Source organism: Aquibium carbonis (assembly GCF_003970795.1).
GTDB classification, from domain to species: Bacteria; Pseudomonadota; Alphaproteobacteria; order Rhizobiales; family Rhizobiaceae; genus Aquibium; species Aquibium carbonis.
The window spans coordinates 73,555-96,834 of record NZ_RWKW01000035.1; the positions used below are offsets into that span (position 1 = coordinate 73,555).

Here is a 23,280-nt window from a genome sequence, read left to right on the forward strand (position 1 = left end):
GATGACCGAGCCGGGCATGGTCATCGTCGGCGCGGGGGAATGCGGCGCGCGCGCGGCCTTCGCCCTGCGCGAGGAAGGTTTTGCCGGCCCCGTCACGCTCATCGGCGCCGAACCGCATCTTCCCTACGAGCGGCCGCCGCTGTCGAAGCAGGGGATGGCCGCCGACCGGCCCGGGATGACCCCGATCGCCGGGCATGATCGCTTCGCGCAGCAGGGCATCCGGCTGGTGCTCGGCAACCAGGCCCGTGCCATCGACCGGGCCGCCCGGACGGTCGAACTCGCCGAGGGCGAACGGGTCCCCTATCACCGGCTGCTCCTGGCGACCGGCGCCGTACCGCGGCGCCTGCCGGCGGCGGCCGCCTCGCGCCATGCGGTCACCTTGCGCACCCACGAGGATGCCGAACGCATCGCCGGGCATCTGTCGGCGCGCGCGCGCATCACCATCGTCGGCGGCGGCTTCATCGGCCTCGAGCTTGCCGCGGCCGCGATCGGCCGCGACTGCCGCGTGACCGTGATCGAGGCCCTGCCGCGGCTTCTCGCGCGGGCGGTTCCAGCCGAGATCGCCGAGCGCATCGCCGACACCCACCGGGCACGAGGCGTCGAGATCCTCACGGCGGCTTCGATCGAGGCCATCCGCGACGTCGGCGAAGGCGTGCAGGTGACGTTGGCCGACGGTCGCGCCATCGCTGCCGAACTGCTCGTCGTCGGCATCGGCGCGCTTCCCGCCACCGACATCGCGGCAGAGGCAGGACTCGTCGTCGACAACGGCATTCGCGTCGACGCGACGCTCGCCTCCAGCGACCCGGACATCTTCGCGGCGGGCGACTGCTGCTCCTTTCCACTCGCGCTCTATGGCGGCCGCCGGGTGCGGCTGGAGGCCTGGCGCAACGCGCAGGAACAGGGCGCGCTGGCGGCCAGGAACATGCTGGGGGCGCGGGAGGCGCATTCCGCCGTGCCGTGGTTCTGGTCGGATCAGTACGATCTGACCCTGCAGATCGCCGGCCTCTGCGACGAAGGCGCGACGACGGTTCGCCGCGACCTGGGCGGCGACGCCTTCATCCTGTTTCATCTCGCCGCCGACGGGCGGCTGGTCGCGGCCAGCGGCCTGGGCCACGGCAATGCCGTCGCGCGCGACATCCGTCTGGCCGAAATGCTGATCGCCCGGCGCGCGGCGCCCGACCCGCGAAAGCTGGCGATCCCGGACGTCAAGCTGAAGTCGCTGCTCGCCGCCTGAACGCGGCCTAACCAATTAAGGGGGATCCCGTGAGCCGTACCAGACCGACCATCCACGACCTGCGCGCCATGAAGGGCAAGCGCCAGCTGACCATGCTGCGCGTCATGACGCTGGACGAGGCGGAGGCCGCCGAGCGGGCCGGCATCGACATCGTCTCGATCCCGCCGGAACTGCTGCTCGACCCGCGCTACCGCGACGCCGCGCCGTCGCTCTTTTCGATGCCGGGCGAGAATTTCTACGAGATCGGCAATGGCGACGACTTCGTGCGCTGGGCCTTCCGGATGGTCAAGGCGAGCGCCGACGCGGTCTATTGCAGCGCCAGCTACGCCACGGTGAAGCGGATGGCCGACGAGGCGGTTCCGGTGATCGGCCATGTCGGGCTGATCCCGTCGCGGCGCACCTGGACGGGCGGCTGGAAGGCGGTCGGCAAGACCGCGCAAAGCGCTCTCGACATCATGCGCGCGGTGCGCCAGCTTGAAGCCGCCGGCGCCTTCGGAGCCGAGATCGAGGTCGTGCCGGTCGAGGTCGCCGAGGCGATCTCGAAAAACACCTCGCTGTTCATGCTGTCGATGGGGGCGGGCGCGGGTTGCGACGCGCAATACCTGTTCGCGGAGGACGTGCTTGGATCGAACCGGGGGCACATGCCCAGGCACTCGAAGGTCTATCGCAATTTCGCCGCCGAGTTCGACCGCCTGCAGGGCGAGCGTGTTGCCGCCTTCAGGGAGTTCGTCGCCGACGTCGAAAGCCGCGCCTTTCCGGAAGAGCGGCACATCGTTCGCATGGATTCCGCCGAACTCGCGACGTTCCTGAGGGAGATGGACCGACTGTAGGACGCCGCCAGGCGCTCCTGCGCGGGCACCCGTCGCCGACGATGCGCCGGGTGCCTTTCGGTCATGATTCGGCGCGCACGCATTGGCTGCGCGCGCCGATGTCGTGACTATGTAACTGTGGGGAAAATCGGGGCGAACCCTCGTTCTGCATGGCACGCCCAACGGGAATCGAACCCGTGTTTCCGCCGTGAAAGGGCGGCGTCCTAGACCGCTAGACGATGGGCGCGTAGCAGAACGTGCGGCCTTATAGTCAGCTTCGAACGGACGGGCAACCCCGCCGATCCCCGCTCGGGCAAGTTTTTTCTCAGCCCCTCGGCGCCCGGCAGCGCCAGTTCCAGTCGCGCTCGGGTCCGATGTCGATGTGGACCGAAGCGGTGTGGCAATAGGTGCCGACGCCGCCTCGCCCGGGCAGGGCGCGCACATAGGCAGCCAGGCGATGCTTGTCGACGCCCGGCACCTGAACGTCAGCCGCCGCGCAATACATGTGCATCGAGTTGCGTGCGCCGCGGACCGCCCGGTTGCGCTCGGGATCGCGGTAGCCGGAGGTGACGATCATCTTCTTGCCGAAGTGCCGCTCGACGTTCTTGAGCATGCGCACCAGCGATGGCTTCAGGCAGCCGACGTCGACGCCGTCTGTCTGTTTCAGGAGGCCATTCGGCGCAAGCCGGGCGAGGCCGGCAGCCGAGGCCACCCGGTAGGATGGTTCGTCTTCGTGGAGGTCGATATCCGAATCGTCGTCCAGGCCGGATTTGCGGGTGATTTCGAACAGCGAGCCCTGACGGACGCCCGGCAGGGCCTCGCCCGAGAAGACCGGCCGCGTGTCGCCGGCCTTTCCTCCGGTGGAGGCAAGCTTCACCAATGGCTTGCCGGCCTTGTCGGATTTGTCGGGCGCGGCGGCGGCCGAGGGCTTGTCGGCGAGGTCGAGCACGGGCCGCGGCGTGGCGGCAACGGCCGGCTTGGATCCGAAGAGCGAAGTCAGGAACCCCGATTTTTCGGCGGCGGAATCGTCTGCCGTTCCGGCGCGGTCCAGGGCCTGATCCGTGGACTGCGGGGGCGCTGCGGAGGCGGGCTTATCGGGCGCTGCGAGGGCTATCGGCGGAGCCGCTGGCGCCTGGGGATCGGCAGCCGGGACGAGACCAACCGTTGCCGGCTGGCCGCCGTCGTCCCCGCCATTGGTGGAAGCCGAACTGGCGTCGCTCTGTCGTCGTGCCGGGTCGGGCGATGCCGGCGGAGAACCCGCCTCGGCCGACAGTTCCGCTTCGGCCTGGCTCAGTACCGAGGTCAGGCCCGACGCAAAACCGGATGGCCCGATCTTCAAGGCGGAATCGCCCGTCGCCGAGCAGGAGGCGACGATGATGCCGGCCAGGATGGCGCTGCTCGTGCGCAGCCGGCACGTCGCAAGACGCGTTCGGAATGTCTTCAACCGTCCTGCCCCTTGCGTGTCCCGTCTGGGACTGTCTGGGTGTCGTCAGTTTTCCCCGGACGTGGATCCGAAGCATGCTCTCCCGATCCGTAAGGCCATGAACCGGATTAGGCAAACCGCCGCTGAGGGCGAGCGGCCAACCGCGCGGAGACGCAACGCAATAAAAAAACCGTTCCGGCCTTCCGTGGATCGTGAATTCACAGTCTATCCACAGCTTTCGCTGAAATGACGTCAAGTACAAGGCACTGTCGCTGCACGGGAATCCGAGTGCCGTAACGATTCGTTCACAAAGAATGACATCGTGTTACGGATCAGACGCGAACCGTCACATAGGTGCCGGGCGCGTCGCCCAGGACCGGCATGCCGCGCGCGCCCGGCCGGCGTGCGGTGACGAGGCGTTCGTCCAGGCCGGCGACCCAGGCGTGCCAGTGCGGCCACCACGAGCCCGGCGTCTCCGTGGCGGCCGCCAGCCAGGCGTCGAAGTCGCCGACGGGCTTGCCGCCGGTCCAGTATTGGTACTTGTTCAGCGCTGGCGGATTGACCACGCCGGCAATGTGGCCCGATCCCGACATGACGAACTGAACCTCGTCGCCCCCGAAGAAGGAGCATCCGGTGAAGACGGAGCGCGCGGGGGCGATGTGGTCCTCCTTGGCGGCGAGGTTGTAGATCGGGATGGTCACGTCCTTCAACGACACGGTTTGGCCGGCAAGCATCATCTCGCCACGGGACAGCGCATTCTTCATGTAGCAGTTGCGCAGGTAGTAGGAGTGGTTCGCCGCCGCCATGCGCGTCGAATCCGCGTTCCAGTAGAGCAGGTCGAACGGCATCGGATCCTTGCCGCGCATGTAGTTGTTGACGACGTAGGGCCAGATCAGGTCGCCCGCACGCAGCATGTTGAAGGCGGTCGCCATCTTGGTGCCGTCGAGATATCCCTTTTCGCCCATCGCGCGTTCGAGCGCGGTCACCTGGTCCTCGTCGACGAACACCTTCAGGTCGCCGGCATGGGTGAAGTCGACCTGCGTCGTGAAGAAGGTGGCGGAACGAATCCGTTCGTCGCCTTGCCTGGCCATCAGGGCGAGCGCGGCTGCCAGCAGCGTGCCGCCGACGCAGTAGCCGATGGCATTGACCTCGCTTTCGCCGGTCGCCTTCTCGATCTGGTCGAGGGCGAATTTCAGGCCTTCCTCGATATAGTCCTCCCAGCTTTTACGCCCGTGGCGCTCGTCGGGATTGACCCAGGAAATGACGAAGACGCTGTGGCCCTGTTCGACGGCCCACGCGATGAAGGATTTCTGCGGGTTGAGGTCGAGAATATAGAATTTGTTGATCCAGGGGGGGCAGATCAGCAGGGGCCGTTTGAGCACCTTCTTGGTCGCCGGCGCATACTGGATGATCTCGGCGACCTCGCTGCGGGCGATGACCTTGCCGGGCGTGGTCGCGAGATTCTTGCCGACCTCGAACTTGGTGTAGTCGGCCTGTCGCAGCTTGAGTTCGCCCTTGCCGGCAGCAATGTCCTCGGCCAGCATCTGCATGCCCTTGGCGAGATTCTCACCGTGGCTGGCCACCGTCTCCCGAAAGAGCTCGGGATTGGTGAGGATGAAGTTCGACGGCGAGATCGCCTGCGAGATCTGGCGGACGTAGAAGTCGGCCTTGTGGCGGGTGTGCTCGTCGAGCCCTTCGGCGTTCCGGACCAGATCGTTGGCCCAGTTCGTCGTCACGAAATAGGCCTGCTTGAGAAAGTCGAAAAAGGCGTTGGTGCTCCATTCGGGGTCGCGAAAGCGCTTGTCGGTTGTCGCCGCCGGCTCGTCGGGAGCGGCACTGCCGTCGCTGCCCATGCGGCGGATGGCGTTCGACCAGATGTCGAGATAGCCGGAAAAGAGCTTGGTCTGCGCCTCGAGCGCGCGCGACGGGTCGGACAGCCAGTATTCGGACAGCTTCGAGAAGGTCTTCACCATGTCGGCCATCGGGTCGGCCATGCTGTCGCGCACTTCACCCTTCTCGCGCGGATTGACCCAGGCGGAGGCGGCCTTGCCGGCGCTCTCGATCATGCGGGCGACATTGCGCGCAAAGAGCTCGGGGTCCTTGATGACGTACTGCTCGGTCGAGGAGCCTGCCGGCTTCGTCCCGTTCCCGTCCTCACCGGAACTCCTCATGATGCGCTGTCTCCTCCGGAAGCCTTTTCTTGACACAATACCATGTGACGACCATACCGGTCCAACGATGATGCCGGCCAGACGCGATCCCACCTAACCCTCTTTCGGATACAAAATATGTCGTCGATCATGGTTTGCGGACATATTTCGACCTGTCGAATGCCGTCGATCCTCGCAGTCGCGACGATGCTGGCACTGGCAGGCTGCGCCGGCATGTCGATCGACGACGCGGTACCGGCCGGCGCGCGGTCGTCTGCATCCGCCCCCGTCGTCGGCACGGGCCCGTCGGCGCCCCGCCAGACCGGCGAATTTCCCAATCTGAACATCGTGCCGAAGCCCGCGACCGCGCAGTTCACGGATGCCGAGACCAGCGCGACGACGAGCGAGCTGCGCCTGGCGCAGGAGCGTGCCCGCCGCACGGTGCAATCGCTGTCGGCGCCGGGAGAGGGCGAGCGGTTGCGCGTGCTCGGCAACACCCATGGCGCTGCGGTGCTCGGCGAGATCGAAGCCCGCTGACTCTATCGACCCCACACCCTAATGGGTGTATATCGCCGCCACTCCGCGCCCCTGAACCAGACGGAACCGTCATGGAAGAGTTTCACAAGACCCGCAGGCTGCCGCCCTATGTTTTCGAACAGGTGAACCGGCTCAAGGCCTCGGCCCGTTCTCAGGGCGCCGACATCGTCGATCTCGGCATGGGCAATCCGGATCTCCCGACCCCGAAGTCGATCGTCGACAAGCTCTGCGACGTGGTGAGGGATCCGCGCACGCATCGCTATTCCTCGTCGCGTGGCATTCCGGGCCTGCGCCGCGCCCAGGCGAGCTACTATGCCCGCCGCTTCGGCGTGAAGCTCGATCCGGAGCGCCAGGTCGTCGCCACCCTCGGTTCCAAGGAAGGCTTCGCCAACATGGCGCAGGCCATCACCGCGCCGGGCGACGTCGTGCTGTGCCCCAATCCGACCTATCCGATCCATGCCTTCGGCTTCATCATGTCGGGCGGTGTGATCCGGTCGATGCAGGCGGAGCCGGACGACGGCTTCATTCCGGCACTGGAGCGCGGCGTCCGCCATTCCATTCCCAAGCCGCTGGCGCTGATCCTGAACTATCCGTCCAATCCGACCGCACATGTCGCCTCGCTGGACTTCTACAAGGACGTGGTCGCCTTCGCCAAGAAGAACGAGATCATCATCCTGTCGGATCTCGCCTATGCCGAGATCTATTTCGACGAGAACAACCCGCCGCCCTCGGTGCTGCAGGTGCCAGGCGCGATGGACGTCGCGGTCGAGTTCACGTCGATGTCGAAGACCTTCTCCATGCCGGGCTGGCGGATCGGCTTCGCGGTGGGCAACGAGCGCCTGATCGCGGCGCTGACCAGGGTGAAGTCCTACCTCGACTACGGTGCCTTCACGCCGATCCAGGTGGCGGCGAGCGCGGCGCTCAACGGCGATGGCGCCGACATCGCCGAAGTGCGCGACGTCTATCGCCGGCGCCGCGACGTCATGGTCGACAGCTTCGCCAAGGCCGGCTGGACCATCCCCGCACCGCAGGCGACGATGTTTGCCTGGGCGCCGATCCCCGAGCCCTTCAGGTCGATCGGCTCGCTCGAATTCTCCAAGCTCCTCGTCGAGAAGGCCGATGTGGCAGTCGCGCCTGGCATCGGCTTCGGCGAACATGGCGACGACTACGTCCGCCTCGCGCTGGTGGAAAACGAGCACCGGATTCGCCAGGCGGCGCGCAACATCAAGCGTTTCCTGTCGACCGCGAGCAAGACGCTCGACAACGTCATCCCGCTCAGCGCGCGCCGCTGAGCTAGTCATCGACTTGCTGCCCGGCGCAAGGCCGCTGGGCTATCTTACATCTTGTAGAACGCGTTCAGGAGGGGTCCGGAACCATGGGCGAAGCATTGCGTGTCGGGATTGCCGGCCTTGGAACCGTGGGCGCCTCCGTCGTCCGCGTCCTCACCGAGAAGGCGGGCGAACTGACGCGCCAGTGCGGTCGCGAGACCGGGTTGCGGCCGTCAGCGCCCGCGACCGGTCCAAGGATCGCGGCATCGCGCTCGATGGCGTCGCCTGGTTCGACGACCCGGTGGAGCTCGCCCGCAAGGCTGACATCGACGTCGTCGTCGAACTGATCGGCGGCGACGAAGGCCCCGCCAAGGCCGTGGTGAAGGCGGCGCTCGAGGCCGGTCGTCACGTCGTCACCGCCAACAAGGCGCTTTTGGCGGCGCATGGCCTGTCGCTGGCCGAGGCGGCCGAGAAGAAGGGCGTGCTCCTCAACTACGAGGCGGCGGTGGCCGGCGGCATACCGGTCATCAAGACGATGCGCGAATCGCTCGCCGGCAACTCGATCAGCCGCGTGTTCGGCATCCTGAACGGCACCTGCAACTACATCCTGACGCGGATGGAGCACGAGGGCATCTCGTTTTCCGACTGCCTGGCGGATGCGCAGCGCCTGGGCTACGCCGAGGCGGATCCGACCTTCGACATCGAGGGGCACGACACGGCGCACAAGCTGTCCATCCTGACCAGCCTGGCCTTCGGCACCCGCATCGCGCCGGGCGCCATCTACATGGAGGGCATCTCCAACATCACCCAGGCCGACATCCGCGCGGCGGCCGAGCTTGGATACCGTATCAAGCTTCTGGGCGTCGCCCAGCGCACCGACAGCGGAATCGAGCAGCGTGTTCACCCCACCATGGTGCCGACCGCATCGGTGATCGCGCAGGTTCACGGCGTCACCAACGCGGTGGCGATCGAGACCGACATCCTGGGCGAGCTGCTGCTGTCGGGCCCCGGGGCGGGCGGCAACGCAACGGCGTCCGCCGTGATCGGCGACATCGCAGACATCGCCAAGAGCCGGCCGGGCTTCCAGCACGGGCCGGTGTTCGGTCGTCCGGTGAAGGAGCTCGCCCCCTACAAGAAGGCCGGCATCCGCGCCCATGCCGGCGGCTATTTCATCCGCCTGACCGTGCATGACCGCATCGGGGTCTTCGCCGCCATCGCCAAGCGGATGGCCGACAACGACATTTCGCTGGAATCGATCGTCCAGCATGCCGGCGCTGACGACGGCGATGACCGCAAGACGGTCATCCTGATCACGCATGAGACCACGGAAGCCGCGGTTCGCAAGGCCGTCGAGGGGATCACCAAGGACGGCCATCTCATCGACAAGGCGCAGGTCATCCGCATCGAACGGGCTGCCTGACGCGCCTCACCGGATCCCCGCATCGCGGACCGCCGGCAGACGGGACCGGCTGACGGGCAGTTCCGTTCCGTCCGAAAGCCGCAGCATCGTGCGGTCGCCCCGCCGCACGCAGTCGCGGATCGCCTCGCGCGCCACCCAGTGCGAGCGGTGGACCTGCAGCCCTTCGACCCCGCCGGTCTCGGCCATGGCGTCGGACAGCCGCATCAGCACGAGATGCGCGCCCTTGTCGGTCACCACCTCCACATAGTGGTCCTGCATGGACAGGCGGTGTAGCCGCCCGCGCAGCGCGACCGGAAGGCGGTCGAGCAGCGGCGGCCGTTCCGGCGCCGACGGTTGCCGCACTGCCGGTGTCTCCAGGGTCAGCGCAAAGCCGGTGACGACCGCCGAGCCCACCGCGGTGACGACCGCCACGTAGGCAAGCAGGGTCAAGAACGCCATCCCGCCGCCGGGGAAGAGCCACAGATTGGCGAGCCAGACGAGCGCGGCGACGGGAACGCCGGCCAGAATGCCGAACGCGCCGTCGCGCAGAGCCGTTCGCCGCGTTCCGGGAAAGAGCCCGTTGAGCAGGGTCGCCACCAGAAACGCGGTCAGGTATGTCGCGATCGCGATCACCGTCCAGTAGGAGAGGCGGGCGGGCAGCCGCAGGGACTCGTAGGTGCCGAAAGGGCCTGCGAGCCCGAGCACGAGCCCGCCCGCGGCGAGCGCCGACCACATGAGCGGCGAGCGCAGCGCCGCCTGCATTTCGCGCATCGTGAACTGCACGATCCCGTCCTTCACAAATACCGTCCTTCCGTCTGCGAAGTCGCCCTTGAGAAACAGCACCGGCCGGGGCCAGGTCAAGCCGCGCATCCGCGCACTCCGCAATCGACAGCCTTGGGACGGATCATGACCTTCGAACCGCTCATCCACACGACGCTCGCCATCCAGGTCCACACGCTGGCCGCCATCCTCGCCTTCCTCCTCGGCGGCATCGTCCTGTTCCGCCGCAAGGGCGACCGGCTCCACCGCCTCGGTGGTCGGATCTGGGTGGGGCTGATGATGGTCGTCGCCGCCACATCCTTCTTCATACACGCGATCGGCCTTGTCGGCATCTGGAGCCCGATCCACCTGATCTCGGTCGCGACCTTCTGGCTGATGGCGCGCGGCGTCTGGCTCGCGCGCGCCGGCCGCGTCTCAGACCACCGCGCCATGATGCAGCAGACCTATCTCGGCGCGCTGGTCGTGGCCGGCGCATTCACCTTCTGGCCCGGCCGCATCATGCACGCCGTCTTCTTCGAAGGGCCGCATCCGTGGATCGGAGGCGCTGCTGCGGCAGCGCTCGTCGCGGGGATCGCATTCCTGATGCGCCGGATGGTGCTCGAAGGCCGCAGCCGCCGGCGCGCGGTCCCCGCGACCTGACGCGGGAGCAAAACAGAGGGAAAGCATTCAATCGATTCATCCCCGGCGCGGCTCAACTATCCGCGCTGCAAGCCCTTGCCGCGCCGGGATGGCTTTGACAAAAGGAGACGCCTTCAAACTGCTCGCAGGAAAGCCCCCATGGCAAAGACCGCGTCGACCGGCCTCGATCGAATTCTGACCCTCGAACTGGTCCGGGTGACCGAGCGCGCCGCCGTGGCCGCCGCCCGTTTGCGCGGACGCGGCGACGAGAAGGCTGCGGATCAGGTTGCCGTCGATGCCATGCGTTCAGAGCTCAATCGTCTCCCCATTCGCGGCACCGTGGTGATCGGCGAAGGCGAGCGTGACGAGGCGCCGATGCTCTATATCGGCGAGGAAGTGGGACTGGGCGACGGACCCGAGGTCGACATCGCGCTCGATCCGCTGGAAGGCACCACGATCTGCGCCAAGAACCTGCCGAACTCGCTGGCGGTGATCGCCATCGCCGAGAAGGGCAGCCTGCTCTATGCGCCTGACGTCTACATGGACAAGATCGCGATCGGGCCCGGCTATCCGGCAGGCGTCATCGACATCGACGCGCCGGCGATCGAAAACCTCGAGAACGTGGCCAGGGCGAAAGGCGTCTCCGTTGCCGAGATCACCGCCTGCATTCTCGACCGCCCGCGCCATGCCCGCCTCATCGAGGAAGTGCGCTCGACCGGCGCGGCCATCCGCCTGATCGGCGACGGCGACGTGGCGGGCGTGATCCACACCACCGATCCCGACGAGACCGGCATCGACATCTATCTTGGCATCGGCGGCGCGCCCGAGGGCGTTCTGGCAGCGGCGGCGTTGCGCTGCATCGGCGGCCAGATGCAGGGACGGCTCCAGCTCAACACCGACGAGAAGGTGGCCCGGGCTGCCAAGATGGGCATTTCCGATCCCACCAAGGTCTACCAGATGGACGAGATGGCCCGAGGCGACGTGCTCTTCGCTGCCACCGGCGTGACCGACGGCAATCTGCTTGCGGGCGTCAAGTTCGCGCGCGACTACATCCAGACCCACACGATCGTCATGCGGTCGTCGTCGCTGACGGTGCGCGAGATCAAGGCCAAGCACCAGGACATGGACAAGTTCTGAGCGCGTTCGGGCTTTGCAGGGCAGGGGGTGCAGGCGCTATCCTGCCGGTCATGAAGACACCGTTTCCAACGGACGCCGTCTGACGTGCGCCCGTTCCTCGACATACGCCGCTCCGCAAGCGGTCTGGCCTGGGTTCACCGGCTGACGGAACGCGACGAGAATGTCGCGCTGACGATCTCCCAGAACCACGGCCTGCCGGACATCGTCGCTCGGGTTCTGGCGGGCCGTGGCATCGACGCCGACGCTGCGCAGCGCTTTCTCGATCCGTCGATCCGCGATCTCCTACCCGACCCGGCGTCATTGACCGACATGGACAAGGCAGCCGCGCGTATCGCCCATTCGATTCAGCGCGGGGAACGGGTCGCGATCTTCGGCGACTACGACGTCGATGGCGCGGCCTCGTCAGCGCTGATGAAGCGCGTGCTGGACCACTACCGGGTGCCCAACGAAATCTACATTCCCGACCGGATCTTCGAGGGGTACGGACCCAATCCCGATGCGATGCGCGAGCTGGTCGCGAAGGGCGCGCGGCTGATCGTGACGGTCGATTGCGGCACCAACAGCGCGGCATCCATCGAGGCCGCGAACCAGGCCGGCGCCGATGTCGTGGTGATCGATCACCACCAGGTCGGCGGACCGCTACCGAACGCGCTGGCGATCGTGAACCCAAACCGGGACGACGATCTGTCCGGACAGGGGCATCTCTGCGCGGCGGGCGTGGTGTTCCTGACCCTCGTGCAGGTCTTGAAAGTTCTCAGGCAACGCGCTGTTTCGATTCGTCCGCCCGACCTCCTAGGCCTGCTCGATCTCGTGGCGCTCGCCACCGTTTGCGACGTCGTCCCGTTGACGGGCGTCAACCGCGCTTTCGTCGTCAAGGGACTGGTCGCCGCGCGCCACATGCAAAATCCGGGACTGGCGGCGCTTCAGCGAGTGGCCCGGATCGGTGAGCCCATCAATACGTTCCATCTCGGCTTCCTGATCGGCCCGCGTATCAATGCCGGCGGACGCATCGGCGACGCGGCGCTGGGCGCGCGATTGCTTGCGACGGACGACCCGGTCGAAGCGCAGTCGATTGCCGAGACGCTCGACCGCCTGAACCAGGAACGCCAGGCGATGGAGAAGGCGATGCTGGAGGAAGCGCGAGCCGAGGCCGATGCGGAACTGATGCGCGGGAAGGGCCCTGCCGTCATCCTGACGGCGAGCGATCACTGGCATCCCGGCATCGTCGGGTTGCTGGCCTCGCGCCTGAAGGACCATGGGCGCCGGCCCGCCTTCGCCATCGCGTTCAACGCCAACGGCATCGGCACGGGTTCCGGCCGGTCGATCCCCGGCCTCGACCTCGGTCGGCTGGTGCGCGAGGCGGTGGAGCGCGGGCTGCTGGTGAAGGGGGGCGGACACGCGATGGCTGCGGGCATCACCGTCGAGCGGTCCAAGCTGGGCGCCCTGCGGGCCTTTTTCGAGGAGACCGCTTCCGACGAGGTGTTCCGGCTGCGCGATGCGGAAACGCTCAAGATCGATGCCGCGCTGATGGCAGAAGGCGCGAACCTCAGGCTGCTCGACGTTCTGGAGCGAGCGGGTCCCTTCGGCGCTGGTCATTCGCAACCGCTCTTCGTCCTGCCGCGTCACGAGATCGTCCGGGTGCGGCCCGTCGGAACGGGCCATTTGCGCGTAGACCTGAAGTCTGGCAGCGGCGGGAGCGTGCAGGCGATGGCATTTCGAAGCGCCGAGACGGAACTCGGGAACTTCCTGCTCAAGCAGCAGGGGCGAACCGTGCATGTCGCGGGATCGATTTCCGCCAACTACTGGAACGGTTCGAAATCCGTCCAGTTCAGACTGGTGGACGCCGCGCTTGCCGGCTAGCCGAGCCGGACCGGCATCAGGTCAGACCATGACGGTCTGAAGCCGTTTCAGTTCATTGATGTTGGCGACAGTCGCCTCGTATCCGAGGCGGATCGCCTCGTCGGCGCGATGGAATTCGGTGAGCCCGATGTGCCCGAGCTTCGGCTGCAGCGACATGTCGGGCGGATCGCCGGCCAGCCGCGCGCGCGAAATGCGATCCTGGATGATGTTGAAGGCCTCGACCATGACGCCGGTGATGCCGAGCTTGGACTCCCGTTCGCGGACCTGAGTTTCCGCGCGGGTCGGGCGCGGCGCGTCCTTTTCGACCAGCAGTTCGCCGGCCGAATGCCGGATCACGGCGGCGCGGCCGAACAGGTCGTAGTGCAGGTTCACCGCAACCACGAGAGGCTGCTCATAAGCGCGGCAGACCGAGACGGGCACCGGGTTGACCAGCGCGCCGTCGACCAGGACGCGCTTGTTGGCCGTGACGGGTTCGAACACGCCGGGAAGCGCGTAGGACGCCCGCATGGCGGTGATCAGGCTGCCGCTGGACAGCCAGATCTCGTGGCCAGTGCGGATTTCGGCCGCCACGCAGACGAAGGGCTTCGGCAGGTCGGAGAAGGTCAGCCCGTTCATGTGCTCCTTCAGCCGGGCGGTCAGCTTGATCCCGCTCAGCAGGCCGGACCCACCAAGGTGAAAATCGAGCAGGCCGAAGATGCGGCGCTTGGTCAGACCGCGAGCGAACTCTTCGAGCTCGTCCAGTTTTCCAGCCAGGTAGCAGCCGCCGACGAGCGCACCGATGGACGTGCCGGCAATCATGTTGATCGGGATTCGAGCCTCGTCGAGCGCCCTCAGCACGCCGATGTGAGCCCAGCCGCGTGCGGCTCCGCCGCCGAGCGCCAAAGCAATGCCGTTCTCCGGGCCATGCTCGGGTTGCGCCGGCGTCGGCACGAAAGGCGGCTCGGCCTCGTCACGCATCTCTTGCCTGCCACGAAGGGGAGCCCAATCGAGCATCCTTCCCTCCCTTGAACTCCCTGGCTCGCAAGATACGCCGAACACCTGTCGAAAACATGAATCGCCCGTTCATCGATTGGTAGGATTCGATCCCGATTCCCGCCCGACCCTACTACGGCCTCGATGAGAGCGGCATTCACGGTTCGGTCAGGATGGGATCACGACTTGCCGTAGACGTCGTGAGGGGAAAACAGCGGCTCGCTGCCATCCGACACGAGAATGGCACCCGCTCCCGACAAGGCGACGTCACGATAAAAGCAGGATCGGCGGCCGGTGTGGCAGGTCGCGCGGTCGCCGCCGACCACGACCGACAGCCAGATGGCGTCCTGATCGCAATCGGTCTTCATGGCGACCACGCGCTGCATGTTTCCGGACGTCTCGCCCTTCTTCCACAGGCTGTTGCGGGAGCGGGACCAGTAATGCGCGATACCGGTTTCGAGTGTGAGAGCGAGGGCCTCGCCGTTCATGTGCGCCACCATGAGCAGCACGCCGTCCTCCGCGTCGGTCACTACGGCGGTCACGAGGCCGGCGGCGTCGAAGCGCGGGGTGAAGACCGCGCCTTCTTCGAGCGCGGCCTTGTCAGCAGGAAGTGGAGGAAACTCGTTCGGGGCCATACCAGTCCATCTTTCGTGGCCGGCAGGCAGGTATCAGCCCTTGGCGCCGGCACGCAGCAACGTCATGAAGCGCACCTGTTCTTCGGGATGGTCGCGAAAGGTGCCGGTGAAGGTCGAGGTCAGGGTGGAAGACCCCTGCATGCGAATGCCGCGCATGGCCATGCACATGTGCTCGGCCTCGATGATCACGGCAACGCCGCGGGGATTTAGCACGTCCTGGATCGTGCCTGCAATCTGCGCGGTCATCGCTTCCTGCGTCTGCAGGCGCTGGGCGAAGATTTCCACCACGCGCGCCACCTTGGACAGCCCGACCACCTTGCCGTCCGGCAGGTAGCCGACATGGGCCTTGCCGATGATCGGCACCATGTGGTGCTCGCAATGCGAATGGAAGGTGATGTCCCGGATGAGGACCATGTCATCGAAACCGGCGACCTCCTCGAAGGTCCGGCCCAGTTCGTCGGCCGGATCCTTGTCGTATCCCGAGAACATTTCGCGGTAGGCCTTCGCAACCCGCTTCGGCGTGTCGAGCAGGCCTTCGCGTGACGGATCTTCGCCGATCCATCGCAAAAGCGTGTTGACCGCAGATTCCACTTCCGTCTGCGACGGACGCTCGGTCACGGGCAGCGGGGGCTTGGTGGCAAAGGTTTCCAACTTCTTGACGATGGCATCCATGAAAAGTGTCTCCCGTAGTTCCCCCATTTACGGGGAAACGAGTTGAACGGACCACAGCCTTTTCAGGGAAGAACGGGAAATTCCGATGCGTGCCCGAAAACGGCGTCAGGCTTCCAGACAGCGCGATGCGGTGCATCTTGCCGCCCGAGGGCCACGCCCCCTATATATTGGGTCGACCTATCAAATGAAAGAAGGCAGCGCGAAACGCTTTGTCCTTCTGTCCGCGACGATCGGAAAACGATGATCGACGATGTCTACAATGCGAAGATTCTCGGATTTGCCGGGAACATTCCGCGGATCGGGCGGCTGGCCGAACCGGACGCGACCGCGACGGCGCATTCGAAGCTTTGCGGTTCCACCGTGACGGTCGATCTGAAGATGGCCGACGGCGCGGTGACCGACTTCGCCCACGACGTGAAGGCCTGCGCTCTCGGCCAGGCCTCGTCGTCCATCATGGCCAGTCAGATTGTCGGCGCCACCGCCGCCGAGCTGCGCGAAGCGAGGGAAACCGTGCGCCGGATGCTGAAGGAGAATGGCCAGCCGCCCGAAGGCCGCTTCGAGGACATGAAGTACCTGGAGCCGGTGCGCGAGTACAAGGCCCGTCACGCCTCGACGCTTCTGACCTTCGATGCCGTCGTCGACGCGGTCGGCCAGATCGAGAAGCGCCACGCCGAAGCGGCGGCCTGAACGAAAGGGAGACGCATGCGACCCTCGGAGGCCCTGGCGATACACCGCGACGAGGTTCTGGCCATCATCGCGCGCTATCCGGTGACGAACCCGCGCGTCTTCGGCTCGGTGGCGCGCGGCGAGGACGTGGAGGGGAGCGATATCGACATTCTGGTGGAGAACCAAGGCAGGTTGACCTTCTTCGACATATTTGAGCTCGAGGAGCGACTATGCGATCTTCTCGGTGTGCCGGTAGAGGTCTTCACGAAACTGAATGACCCGGCGGCACGCACGGCGGCGAGCAACGTCCGGCCGCTATGAGCGTACCTCTTCGGACGGAAGTAGTGCAGCTGCTTGATGACATGGTGTTCTGGGGTCGACGGACGAGCGATCACATCTCAGGCCTAAGCGAAGAGGAATTCGTAGCGGACACAAAAAGCTGCGATGCAGTCTGCTGGTGCTTCGTCTGCATTGGTGAGGCAGCGTCGAGAATTCGCCAGATCGATCCGGAGTTCGTCCAGCTCAACCCCGAACTCCATCTCAACAGCGCTGTCGCGATGCGCCATCGCCTCGCTCATGGCTATGACGGTCTCGATCTGTTTGTCGTCTGGCGTTCCGCGATCGTTTCCATCCCCGCTCTTGTGGCGTCGATCGACGCACTGCTTCAAGAGCGGGCAAGCTACAGATGAGCCGCAACTACACCGGTCCTTGGCGCAAGACGCCCGGGCGCCTGTTCGGCACCGGCTTCGTGCGGCTCTACCAGCTCACGCTTTCAGGCTTCATCGGCAACACCTGCCGGCATCTGCCGACCTGCTCGGAATATGCCTACGAGGCGATTGCCCGTCACGGACTTTGGAACGGCGGCTGGATGGGGCTGTTTCGTCTGATGCGCTGCGGCCCGGGAGGCACCAGCGGCATCGACAACGTGCCGGTGGCTCTTGCGCCGGAATTGCACTGGTGGACGCCATGGCGATTCTGGCGGGTGTCGAAAAAGTGTGGTTGCGGGCACGACCACGACGGTTGACGCCGGCCGACATGACGAAGACCGGCGCATCGCCTTTACGGCAGCGTCGATCACCGCTAACAAGCCCGCGCCGCCGGACGCATCCGGCACGAAACCACCCGCGCTCGTTTGCGGGACTGGATAAGGAGAGAGAACATGTCCCAGGTTTCCCTGAAGTTTCCCGATGGATCCGTGCGCGACTACGACGCCGCGATGACCGGCGCGCAGTTGGCCGAGGCGATCTCGAAGTCGCTCGCCAAGAAATCGATCGCCTACGCGCTCGACGGGGAGGTGCGCGACCTGTCCGATCCGGTCGGCCGGTCCGGCGCGGTCGAGATCGTTACACGCGACGACCCGCGCGCGCTGGAACTGATCCGGCATGACACGGCCCATGTGCTCGCAGAAGCCGTGCAGGAGCTCTGGCCCGACACTCAGGTCACCATCGGCCCGGTGATCGAGAACGGCTTCTACTACGACTTCGCCCGCGCCGTGCCGTTTACGCCGGACGATTTTCCGGTCATCGAGAAGAAGATGCGCGAGATCATCCAGCGGGCCCGTCCCTTCACCAAGGAGGTCTGGGACCGCGACCGCGCGCGCAAGGTCTTCGGCGACAAGGGCGAGAGCTACAAGGTCCAGCTGATCGACGCGATTCCTGAAGGCCAGGATCTCAAGATTTACTACCAGGGCGACTGGTTCGATCTCTGCCGCGGGCCGCACATGGCCACGACGGCGCAGGTGGGCAACGCCTTCAAGCTGATGAAGGTGGCGGGCGCATACTGGCGTGGTGATTCGAACAACCCGATGCTGACGCGCATCTACGGCACCGCCTGGGCGACGCAGGAGCAGCTCGACGGCTACCTCCACATGCTGGAGGAGGCGGAGAAGCGCGATCATCGCCGTCTCGGCCGCGAGATGGACCTGTTCCACTTTCAGGAGGAGGGGCCGGGCGTTGTGTTCTGGCACTCCAAGGGCTGGCGCATGTTCCAGAGCCTGGTCAGCTACATGCGGCGCCGCCTGGACGGCGTCTACGAGGAGGTGAACGCGCCACAGATCCTCGACAAGTCGCTGTGGGAGACTTCCGGCCACTGGGGCTGGTACCAGGAAAACATGTTTGCGGTGAAATCGGCGCATGCCTTCACCAATCCGCAGGACGAGGAAGCCGATCACCGCGTCTTCGCCATCAAGCCGATGAACTGCCCGGGTCACGTGCAGATCTTCAAGCATGGGCTCAAGTCCTATCGTGAACTGCCGATCCGCTATGCGGAATTCGGTAATGTCCACCGCTACGAGCCGTCGGGCGCGCTGCACGGGTTGATGCGCGTGCGCGGTTTCACGCAGGACGACGCGCATGTGTTCTGCACGGAGGAGCAGCTCGCCGCCGAGTGCCTTCGCATCAACGACCTGATCCTGTCGACCTATGCCGATTTCGGCTTCGAGGAAGTGAGCGTCAAGCTCTCGACCCGGCCCGACAAGCGCGTCGGATCGGACGAGGCCTGGGATCATGCCGAGGCGATCATGAGTGGCGTGCTGGAGACCATCGAGAAACAGTCGGGCGGGCGGATCAAGACGTCGATCAATCCCGGCGAGGGCGCGTTCTACGGGCCGAAGTTCGAGTATGTGCTGCGCGATGCGATCGGACGTGAGTGGCAGTGCGGCACCACGCAGGTCGACTTCAACCTGCCGGAGCGTTTCGGTGCCTTCTACATCGACAAGGATTCGGAGAAGAAGCGGCCCGTCATGGTCCATCGCGCCATCTGTGGTTCGATGGAGCGCTTCCTCGGCATCCTGCTCGAGAACTATGCCGGCCACCTGCCGCTCTGGTTCGCGCCGGTGCAGGTCGTGGTCGCCACCATCACCTCGGAGGCCGACGACTATGCGCTCGACGTGGTCAAGAAGCTCAAGGCACTGGGGCTGATGGCCCAGGCCGACCTCCGCAACGAGAAGATCAACTACAAGGTCCGCGAGCACTCCCTGGCCAAGGTGCCGGTCATGCTCGTCTGCGGCAAGCGGGAAGCCGAGGAGGGCACCGTCAATATCCGCCGGCTCGGCTCGCGCGACCAGCAGTCGATGGCGCTCGGCGAGGCGATGGCGATGCTCGGTGCCGAAGCAGTGCCGCCGGACCTGCGTCGCCGCGCGGATGCGCAGGCGGCCTGATCGATCGACGACGGGGAGGCAGGGCCTTCCCCGTTTCGCCATCATCGGCGCGCCGCGCGGCCTTCATCCGCCTGTCATGGACGGCGCGCATATCGGAAAGATGATGCCCCGTTTGCGCAGCCGCCCGATTCCATTTCCCGAGCTGTCCTATGCCAACGACAGCCAGCCGCGCCTGAAGCGCTGGGTGATCCGATCGATCGAGGGCATGGCGGGTCGAGACCGCTACGCGGCGCTCTACGGCATCTGGCGCGACGAGATCGTCCCGTCGGGCGAACGCATCTTCGGCCGCATGCTCGACTTGATCGACGTGAAGGTGAACCGCGACAGGCCCTGGCCGCCGCAGCCCGCTCCGGACGCGCCGCTCGTCATCATTGCCAATCATCCCTATGGCATCGGCGACGGGATCGCCGTCCTGTCGCTCGCCGAACAGATTGGCCGCCCCTTCAAGGTGATGATCAACGCCGAATTGCTGAAGGTGCCCGAAATCGCGCCCTACTCGCTGGCCGTCGATTTCTCGGAGACGAAGGACGCGCTGAAGAACAATCTCGAGGTTCGCCACGAGGCCTTGAGATTGCTGCGCGAGGGCGTCACGATCGTCATTTTTCCGGCCGGTGGGGTCGCGACTGCTCCCAAGGGGTATGGCCGCGCCGAAGATCTGCCCTGGAAGATCTTCGCCGCGCGGCTGGTGCAGGATGCGAGGGCGTCCGTCATCCCGCTCTACTTCGACGGCCAGTGCGGGCGGCTGTTCCACATCGTCAGCCGCCACATGGACCTGACGGCCGACAAGCGGCCTATTCCACGGCTGATCGGCAACATTTCGCTCACGCTGCGGACCTCGCTCCTGATCCGCGAATTCGCGCGGCTGTCCGGCAAGACGCTGGAGGCGCGCATCGGCAATGTGATCGCCTGGAGCGAGATGGAGCCGATCCGCGATCGGAAGGCGCTTCTGGCCTTCCTGAAAAATGCTGTCTTTTCGCTTGCGCCGCCTAGGACGCCTGCCCGGCGTCGCATCCGACTGCCTCGTCGTCGCGCGGGCGTCGGGATTCCGGTCTGACCGCGCTACTCGACCGGCGCTTTCTCGGTTCCGTCGGCGCCAATGTCGGCGATGTCGCGGCTGGTGATCAGCTCGATGTCTTCATCCTGGCCCGACCTGACCGTGAAACTGCGTTGGTAGATGCGATCGCGATTGTTGGCGATGACCGTGTAGTCGCCCTCCGCGAGCACCATGGCCGCAAAAGGGCCGACGGATTCGCGAACCACGTCGCCCGAATCCGTGAGCACTGACCAGGCCGTGTCGGCGATTGCTTCACCGCCCGAGGCACGCACCAGTTTCATGGACAGCTGCGCCGCCTTGTGTTCGACCGTCGCGACCGTCAGCTTGCCCGGATCGATACGGATGTCGGATCGGATGACGGCGTTGACCTGACCGTAATAGGACACCACGTGGTAGACACCCGCGTTGAGCCGAACGACGCTGTTGGGCCTGACCTGAGGTGCAATCATCGCCCGTTCGCCATCGGGTCCCTCGGTGCCTTCCATGACGTCGAACCGCACCTTGGACGGCGCGATGCGCATTCCGTCCGAGAGCATGGCATCGAGCTTCAGGCCGCCGGCGTCGAGGACGAAGTTCTCCATGCGCGGTTCGTTGCCGACCGTGATGCGCTTGGTCGCGCCGGCCCGACCGAACGCTGCATGAACGAGGTAGCTGCCCGGCGCGAGGTCGAACGAGCGGGTTCCGCCCTGTTCGGCGACCACCAGCGGAAGCTTGCCGTCATCCCCCGCGTCCGGCTTGAAGATCCGCCAGATCAGTCCGCGTGTGAGTTCCGGCGATTCGGCCGTCAGCTGCGCGGAAAGTCGCACCTGCTGGGTGCCGACGAAGGGCAGGGCGGGCCCGCGCTCGACGCCGCCGAACCCGCCAGCGCCGGGAATCTGGAGTTGCGTCGCGTCTCCCGACTGCGCCAGCGCGCCCACGCTGTTCGCAAACAGGAGGGACGCCGCCAGAACGGCGCGCAAGGTGCGTTTTGCGGTGAACGGCGTGTCTTCGTGCATCGGGTTGCCATCAAGCCCAAAGCGGTGGCAATTTCAAGGCCGTCGGCTGGCACGTGACACGCGTCGCCGCAACTCTTCCGAACAGTTCGACCGCAAGGAATCGCCCTTTTGAACGCATCCGTCATCGACTTCATGCTGGCGCGAAAGTCCGCGCCGATCCAGGAACTCGCCGGCCCCGGTCCAGGTGACGAGGACATCGCAACCATGCTTCGGATCGCCTCGCGGGTTCCCGATCACGGCCGGCTGGTGCCGTTCCGCTTCATTCTCTATCGGGGCGATGCGCGTGTGGCCATCGGCGAGAAGCTGGCCGACCTTGCCGTGAAACGCGAGGGCGCGCTTGCTCCGGCCCGCATCGAGCAGGAGCGTACCCGCTTTTCGCGCGCGCCGCTGGTCATCGGCGTGGTGTTCGTGCCGAAGGCCAATCTGAAGATTCCGCAATGGGAAATGTTCCTGTCGGCCGGCATGGCCGCGATGAACCTGATCATCGCCGCCAATGCGCTCGGTTATGGCGCCAACCTGATCACCAACTGGTACTCCGATGTCGACGAGGGCCGCGCCATCCTCGGGCTCTCGCCGGAAGAGCGCGTGGTGGGCTTCGTCCATGTCGGCAACCATACCGGCGAGATCGCCGAGCGTCCGCGTCCCGACCCGGCGACGCTCGTCTCCGACTATGCCGGGCCTCGGGAGGGCTGAATGTTCTACGAAGCCGCCAAGGGCCACGGATTGCCGCACGATCCTTTGAAGGCTATCGTCGCGCCGCGCCCGATCGGCTGGATATCCAGCCGCAATGCCGTCGGCGAACTCAACCTCGCGCCCTACTCCTTTTTCAACGCTCTATCGTCGAGGCCGATGCTGGTCTGGTTTTCGTCCGAAGGCGAAAAGGACAGTGTCACTTTCATCCGCGAGACGGGTGAGTTCGTCGCCAATCTGGTCACGCGCGACCTCGCCGATGCGATGAACGCGACGTCGGTCGATGCCCCGCGCGGCGTCAGCGAGTTCGGCTATGCCGGACTGACGCCTGCGCCTTCGCGACTGGTTGCTGCCCCCCGCGTGGCCGAAGCCCACGCCGCGCTGGAATGCCGGGTGACGGAGATATTCCAGCCGAAGCTCCTCGATGGATCGAAGGCGGGTGTGACAGTGGTGACGGGGCAGGTGGTCGGCGTCCACATCGACGACGACTATCTCACCGATGGGATGTTCGACACGGCACGCGCGCAGAACCTCGCGCGGCTGGGCTATCACGACTATGCGGCGGTGCAGGAGGTGTTCCAGATGCGCCGGCCGCGGTGGGAGAGGGGCTGAGGGCGAAGGCGCCCACCGGAAACGGAACGGCCTTTCCGGTTGGTCTGCCTGGATATGGCCCGAGGCTGACGCCAACGCCAACGCGGATGCCTGCAATGGACGTAGACTGCCGCCGATCTGGGGCTGGGCCGAAATCGCCGCCGAATGTGTCGAGAATGCTCGTCGGTGGCTAAAGCAGGCGGGCGCCAGGACCATCTTTCGCCAGTTCGTCATTCGCGTTGACCAGTGGACAACGTTGCACGCTGAGGCATCCACAGCCGATGCACAGCGCCATCTTGTCACGAAGCGCCGTGAGCAATTCGACCCGCCGTGTGAGATCGTCATGCCAGTTTTCGGCGATACGCTCCCAGTCCCGCGTGTCGGGCGCCTTGTCGCGGGGCAATCGAGAGAGTGCTTCGGTTATCTCGGCAAGCGGGATGCCCGCGCTTTGCGCGATCTTGATGACCGTCACACGTCGCAGGATGTCACGCCGATAGACCCGATGATTGGCCGATGTCCTCTCGGAGGCGATCAGTCCGCGACGTTCATAGAAATGCAGCGTGGAGACCGGCAAACCGCTGCGACGCGAGAGCTCGCCAACGGACAATTCCTTCTTCGTCATTCGCAAACTCC

Annotated in this window: 23 protein-coding genes, 1 tRNA gene and 1 pseudogene; 16 read left to right on the forward strand and 9 right to left on the reverse strand. The window is 65.7% G+C overall.

Features of this window, described 5'->3' with window-relative positions; genetic code table 11:
- Position 1 precedes the first annotated feature (1 nt).
- Positions 2 to 1,234 (forward strand): NAD(P)/FAD-dependent oxidoreductase, encoded by a 1,233-nt coding sequence (locus tag EJC49_RS10505; protein WP_126699881.1) that lies wholly within the window; start codon positions 2 to 4, stop codon positions 1,232 to 1,234.
- Between the two features lie 29 nt (positions 1,235 to 1,263).
- Positions 1,264 to 2,064: a 3-methyl-2-oxobutanoate hydroxymethyltransferase gene (locus EJC49_RS10510; RefSeq protein ID WP_126699882.1), complete on the forward strand. Its 801-nt coding sequence runs from the start codon at positions 1,264 to 1,266 to the stop codon at positions 2,062 to 2,064.
- Between the two features lie 150 nt (positions 2,065 to 2,214).
- On the opposite strand, the gene EJC49_RS10515 is transcribed toward EJC49_RS10510, so the two are convergent.
- The 3 genes from EJC49_RS10515 to EJC49_RS10525 form a co-directional block, all read right to left on the reverse strand.
- Positions 2,215 to 2,290 (reverse strand) — tRNA-Glu (locus tag EJC49_RS10515).
- 78 nt (positions 2,291 to 2,368) lie between these two features.
- Entirely contained in the window at positions 2,369 to 3,487 is a 1,119-nt protein-coding gene (locus tag EJC49_RS10520) for a D-Ala-D-Ala carboxypeptidase family metallohydrolase (RefSeq protein WP_245453351.1), read from the reverse strand.
- A 311-nt stretch (positions 3,488 to 3,798) separates the two neighbouring features.
- Positions 3,799 to 5,637 carry a PHA/PHB synthase family protein gene (locus tag EJC49_RS10525; protein WP_126699883.1) on the reverse strand — a complete coding sequence of 613 codons (1,839 nt, stop codon included), beginning with the start codon at positions 5,635 to 5,637 and terminating at the stop codon, positions 3,799 to 3,801.
- Between the two features lie 159 nt (positions 5,638 to 5,796).
- Between EJC49_RS10525 and EJC49_RS10530 the strand changes: the two genes are divergently transcribed.
- The 3 genes and pseudogenes from EJC49_RS10530 (at position 5,797) to EJC49_RS10540 (ending at position 8,841) form a co-directional block, all read left to right on the forward strand.
- Positions 5,797 to 6,153, forward strand: coding sequence for a hypothetical protein (locus EJC49_RS10530; protein WP_126699884.1), 357 nt, complete (start codon positions 5,797 to 5,799; stop codon positions 6,151 to 6,153).
- 71 nt (positions 6,154 to 6,224) lie between these two features.
- Positions 6,225 to 7,445 (forward strand): LL-diaminopimelate aminotransferase, encoded by a 1,221-nt coding sequence (locus EJC49_RS10535; RefSeq protein WP_126699885.1) that lies wholly within the window; start codon positions 6,225 to 6,227, stop codon positions 7,443 to 7,445.
- An 83-nt stretch (positions 7,446 to 7,528) separates the two neighbouring features.
- Positions 7,529 to 8,841 (forward strand): annotated as a pseudogene (locus EJC49_RS10540) (homoserine dehydrogenase).
- Between the two features lie 6 nt (positions 8,842 to 8,847).
- Here the strand turns inward: EJC49_RS10540 and EJC49_RS10545 are convergent.
- Positions 8,848 to 9,690, reverse strand: coding sequence for a LytTR family DNA-binding domain-containing protein (locus EJC49_RS10545; RefSeq protein WP_126699886.1), 843 nt, complete (start codon positions 9,688 to 9,690; stop codon positions 8,848 to 8,850).
- Between the two features lie 36 nt (positions 9,691 to 9,726).
- Here EJC49_RS10545 and EJC49_RS10550 point away from each other — a divergent pair, with 36 nt between their 5' ends.
- The 3 genes from EJC49_RS10550 (at position 9,727) to recJ (ending at position 13,215) form a co-directional block, all read left to right on the forward strand.
- Complete coding sequence (locus EJC49_RS10550) at positions 9,727 to 10,239, forward strand: DUF2306 domain-containing protein (protein ID WP_126699887.1); 513 nt, start codon at positions 9,727 to 9,729, stop codon at positions 10,237 to 10,239.
- A gap of 138 nt (positions 10,240 to 10,377) precedes the next feature.
- The gene (gene glpX / locus EJC49_RS10555) at positions 10,378 to 11,355 is read left to right on the forward strand and encodes a class II fructose-bisphosphatase (protein WP_126699888.1); all 978 of its coding nucleotides are present in this window, start codon (positions 10,378 to 10,380) and stop codon (positions 11,353 to 11,355) included.
- Positions 11,356 to 11,439: 84 nt separating this feature from the next.
- Complete coding sequence (gene recJ, locus EJC49_RS10560; RefSeq protein ID WP_126699889.1) at positions 11,440 to 13,215, forward strand: single-stranded-DNA-specific exonuclease RecJ; 1,776 nt, start codon at positions 11,440 to 11,442, stop codon at positions 13,213 to 13,215.
- Between the two features lie 21 nt (positions 13,216 to 13,236).
- On the opposite strand, the gene EJC49_RS10565 is transcribed toward recJ, so the two are convergent.
- The 3 genes from EJC49_RS10565 to folE form a co-directional block, all read right to left on the reverse strand.
- The gene (locus EJC49_RS10565; RefSeq protein ID WP_425358806.1) at positions 13,237 to 14,172 is read right to left on the reverse strand and encodes a patatin family protein; all 936 of its coding nucleotides are present in this window, start codon (positions 14,170 to 14,172) and stop codon (positions 13,237 to 13,239) included.
- A 194-nt stretch (positions 14,173 to 14,366) separates the two neighbouring features.
- Positions 14,367 to 14,822 carry a phosphoribosyl-AMP cyclohydrolase gene (gene hisI, locus EJC49_RS10570; RefSeq protein WP_126699891.1) on the reverse strand — a complete coding sequence of 152 codons (456 nt, stop codon included), beginning with the start codon at positions 14,820 to 14,822 and terminating at the stop codon, positions 14,367 to 14,369.
- A 33-nt stretch (positions 14,823 to 14,855) separates the two neighbouring features.
- A complete protein-coding gene (gene folE / locus EJC49_RS10575; RefSeq protein ID WP_126699892.1) occupies positions 14,856 to 15,494 on the reverse strand; it encodes a GTP cyclohydrolase I FolE in 639 nt (212 codons plus the stop codon).
- Between the two features lie 240 nt (positions 15,495 to 15,734).
- On the opposite strand from folE, the gene EJC49_RS10580 reads away from it, so the two are divergent.
- The 6 genes from EJC49_RS10580 (at position 15,735) to EJC49_RS10605 (ending at position 20,371) form a co-directional block, all read left to right on the forward strand.
- The gene (locus tag EJC49_RS10580; protein ID WP_126699893.1) at positions 15,735 to 16,181 is read left to right on the forward strand and encodes an iron-sulfur cluster assembly scaffold protein; all 447 of its coding nucleotides are present in this window, start codon (positions 15,735 to 15,737) and stop codon (positions 16,179 to 16,181) included.
- Positions 16,182 to 16,196: 15 nt separating this feature from the next.
- Positions 16,197 to 16,481: a nucleotidyltransferase family protein gene (locus tag EJC49_RS10585; RefSeq protein ID WP_126699894.1), complete on the forward strand. Its 285-nt coding sequence runs from the start codon at positions 16,197 to 16,199 to the stop codon at positions 16,479 to 16,481.
- Between the two features lie 23 nt (positions 16,482 to 16,504).
- The gene (locus EJC49_RS10590) at positions 16,505 to 16,849 is read left to right on the forward strand and encodes a HepT-like ribonuclease domain-containing protein (protein WP_170314675.1); all 345 of its coding nucleotides are present in this window, start codon (positions 16,505 to 16,507) and stop codon (positions 16,847 to 16,849) included.
- Positions 16,846 to 17,184: a membrane protein insertion efficiency factor YidD gene (yidD, locus tag EJC49_RS10595; RefSeq protein ID WP_126699896.1), complete on the forward strand. Its 339-nt coding sequence runs from the start codon at positions 16,846 to 16,848 to the stop codon at positions 17,182 to 17,184. Before EJC49_RS10590 ends, yidD begins: the two co-directional genes overlap by 4 nt.
- Positions 17,185 to 17,319: 135 nt before the next feature.
- A complete protein-coding gene (gene thrS, locus EJC49_RS10600; RefSeq protein WP_126699897.1) occupies positions 17,320 to 19,317 on the forward strand; it encodes a threonine--tRNA ligase in 1,998 nt (665 codons plus the stop codon).
- Positions 19,318 to 19,420: 103 nt separating this feature from the next.
- Positions 19,421 to 20,371: a lysophospholipid acyltransferase family protein gene (locus EJC49_RS10605; protein WP_126699898.1), complete on the forward strand. Its 951-nt coding sequence runs from the start codon at positions 19,421 to 19,423 to the stop codon at positions 20,369 to 20,371.
- A gap of 5 nt (positions 20,372 to 20,376) precedes the next feature.
- Here the strand turns inward: EJC49_RS10605 and EJC49_RS10610 are convergent, their stop codons facing one another.
- Positions 20,377 to 21,366, reverse strand: a complete 990-nt coding sequence (locus tag EJC49_RS10610) for a hypothetical protein (protein ID WP_126699899.1) — start codon at positions 21,364 to 21,366, stop codon at positions 20,377 to 20,379.
- A 132-nt stretch (positions 21,367 to 21,498) separates the two neighbouring features.
- On the opposite strand from EJC49_RS10610, the gene EJC49_RS10615 reads away from it, so the two are divergent.
- Both EJC49_RS10615 and EJC49_RS10620 read left to right on the forward strand, forming a co-directional pair.
- Positions 21,499 to 22,059 carry a nitroreductase family protein gene (locus EJC49_RS10615; protein ID WP_425358809.1) on the forward strand — a complete coding sequence of 187 codons (561 nt, stop codon included), beginning with the start codon at positions 21,499 to 21,501 and terminating at the stop codon, positions 22,057 to 22,059.
- Positions 22,060 to 22,668, forward strand: a complete 609-nt coding sequence (locus EJC49_RS10620; protein WP_126699901.1) for a flavin reductase family protein — start codon at positions 22,060 to 22,062, stop codon at positions 22,666 to 22,668.
- A 169-nt stretch (positions 22,669 to 22,837) separates the two neighbouring features.
- Here EJC49_RS10620 and soxR read toward each other — a convergent pair whose 3' ends face one another.
- A complete protein-coding gene (gene soxR / locus EJC49_RS10625) occupies positions 22,838 to 23,269 on the reverse strand; it encodes a redox-sensitive transcriptional activator SoxR (protein ID WP_126699902.1) in 432 nt (143 codons plus the stop codon).
- Between the last annotated feature and the right edge of the window lie 11 nt (positions 23,270 to 23,280).

Coding starts and splice junctions, on each gene's coding strand:
- EJC49_RS10505 (WP_126699881.1), top strand. CDS start 2: ATGACCGAGCCGGGCATGGTCATCGTCGGCGCGGGGGAATGCGGCGCG.
- EJC49_RS10525 (WP_126699883.1), bottom strand. CDS start 5,637: ATGAGGAGTTCCGGTGAGGACGGGAACGGGACGAAGCCGGCAGGCTCC.
- EJC49_RS10530 (WP_126699884.1), top strand. CDS start 5,797: ATGCCGTCGATCCTCGCAGTCGCGACGATGCTGGCACTGGCAGGCTGC.
- EJC49_RS10535 (WP_126699885.1), top strand. CDS start 6,225: ATGGAAGAGTTTCACAAGACCCGCAGGCTGCCGCCCTATGTTTTCGAA.
- EJC49_RS10545 (WP_126699886.1), bottom strand. CDS start 9,690: ATGCGCGGCTTGACCTGGCCCCGGCCGGTGCTGTTTCTCAAGGGCGAC.
- EJC49_RS10550 (WP_126699887.1), top strand. CDS start 9,727: ATGACCTTCGAACCGCTCATCCACACGACGCTCGCCATCCAGGTCCAC.
- glpX (WP_126699888.1), top strand. CDS start 10,378: ATGGCAAAGACCGCGTCGACCGGCCTCGATCGAATTCTGACCCTCGAA.
- EJC49_RS10565 (WP_425358806.1), bottom strand. CDS start 14,172: ATGCGTGACGAGGCCGAGCCGCCTTTCGTGCCGACGCCGGCGCAACCC.
- hisI (WP_126699891.1), bottom strand. CDS start 14,822: ATGGCCCCGAACGAGTTTCCTCCACTTCCTGCTGACAAGGCCGCGCTC.
- folE (WP_126699892.1), bottom strand. CDS start 15,494: ATGGATGCCATCGTCAAGAAGTTGGAAACCTTTGCCACCAAGCCCCCG.
- EJC49_RS10580 (WP_126699893.1), top strand. CDS start 15,735: ATGATCGACGATGTCTACAATGCGAAGATTCTCGGATTTGCCGGGAAC.
- EJC49_RS10585 (WP_126699894.1), top strand. CDS start 16,197: ATGCGACCCTCGGAGGCCCTGGCGATACACCGCGACGAGGTTCTGGCC.
- yidD (WP_126699896.1), top strand. CDS start 16,846: ATGAGCCGCAACTACACCGGTCCTTGGCGCAAGACGCCCGGGCGCCTG.
- thrS (WP_126699897.1), top strand. CDS start 17,320: ATGTCCCAGGTTTCCCTGAAGTTTCCCGATGGATCCGTGCGCGACTAC.
- EJC49_RS10605 (WP_126699898.1), top strand. CDS start 19,421: ATGCCCCGTTTGCGCAGCCGCCCGATTCCATTTCCCGAGCTGTCCTAT.
- EJC49_RS10610 (WP_126699899.1), bottom strand. CDS start 21,366: ATGCACGAAGACACGCCGTTCACCGCAAAACGCACCTTGCGCGCCGTT.
- EJC49_RS10615 (WP_425358809.1), top strand. CDS start 21,499: ATGCTGGCGCGAAAGTCCGCGCCGATCCAGGAACTCGCCGGCCCCGGT.
- EJC49_RS10620 (WP_126699901.1), top strand. CDS start 22,060: ATGTTCTACGAAGCCGCCAAGGGCCACGGATTGCCGCACGATCCTTTG.
- soxR (WP_126699902.1), bottom strand. CDS start 23,269: ATGACGAAGAAGGAATTGTCCGTTGGCGAGCTCTCGCGTCGCAGCGGT.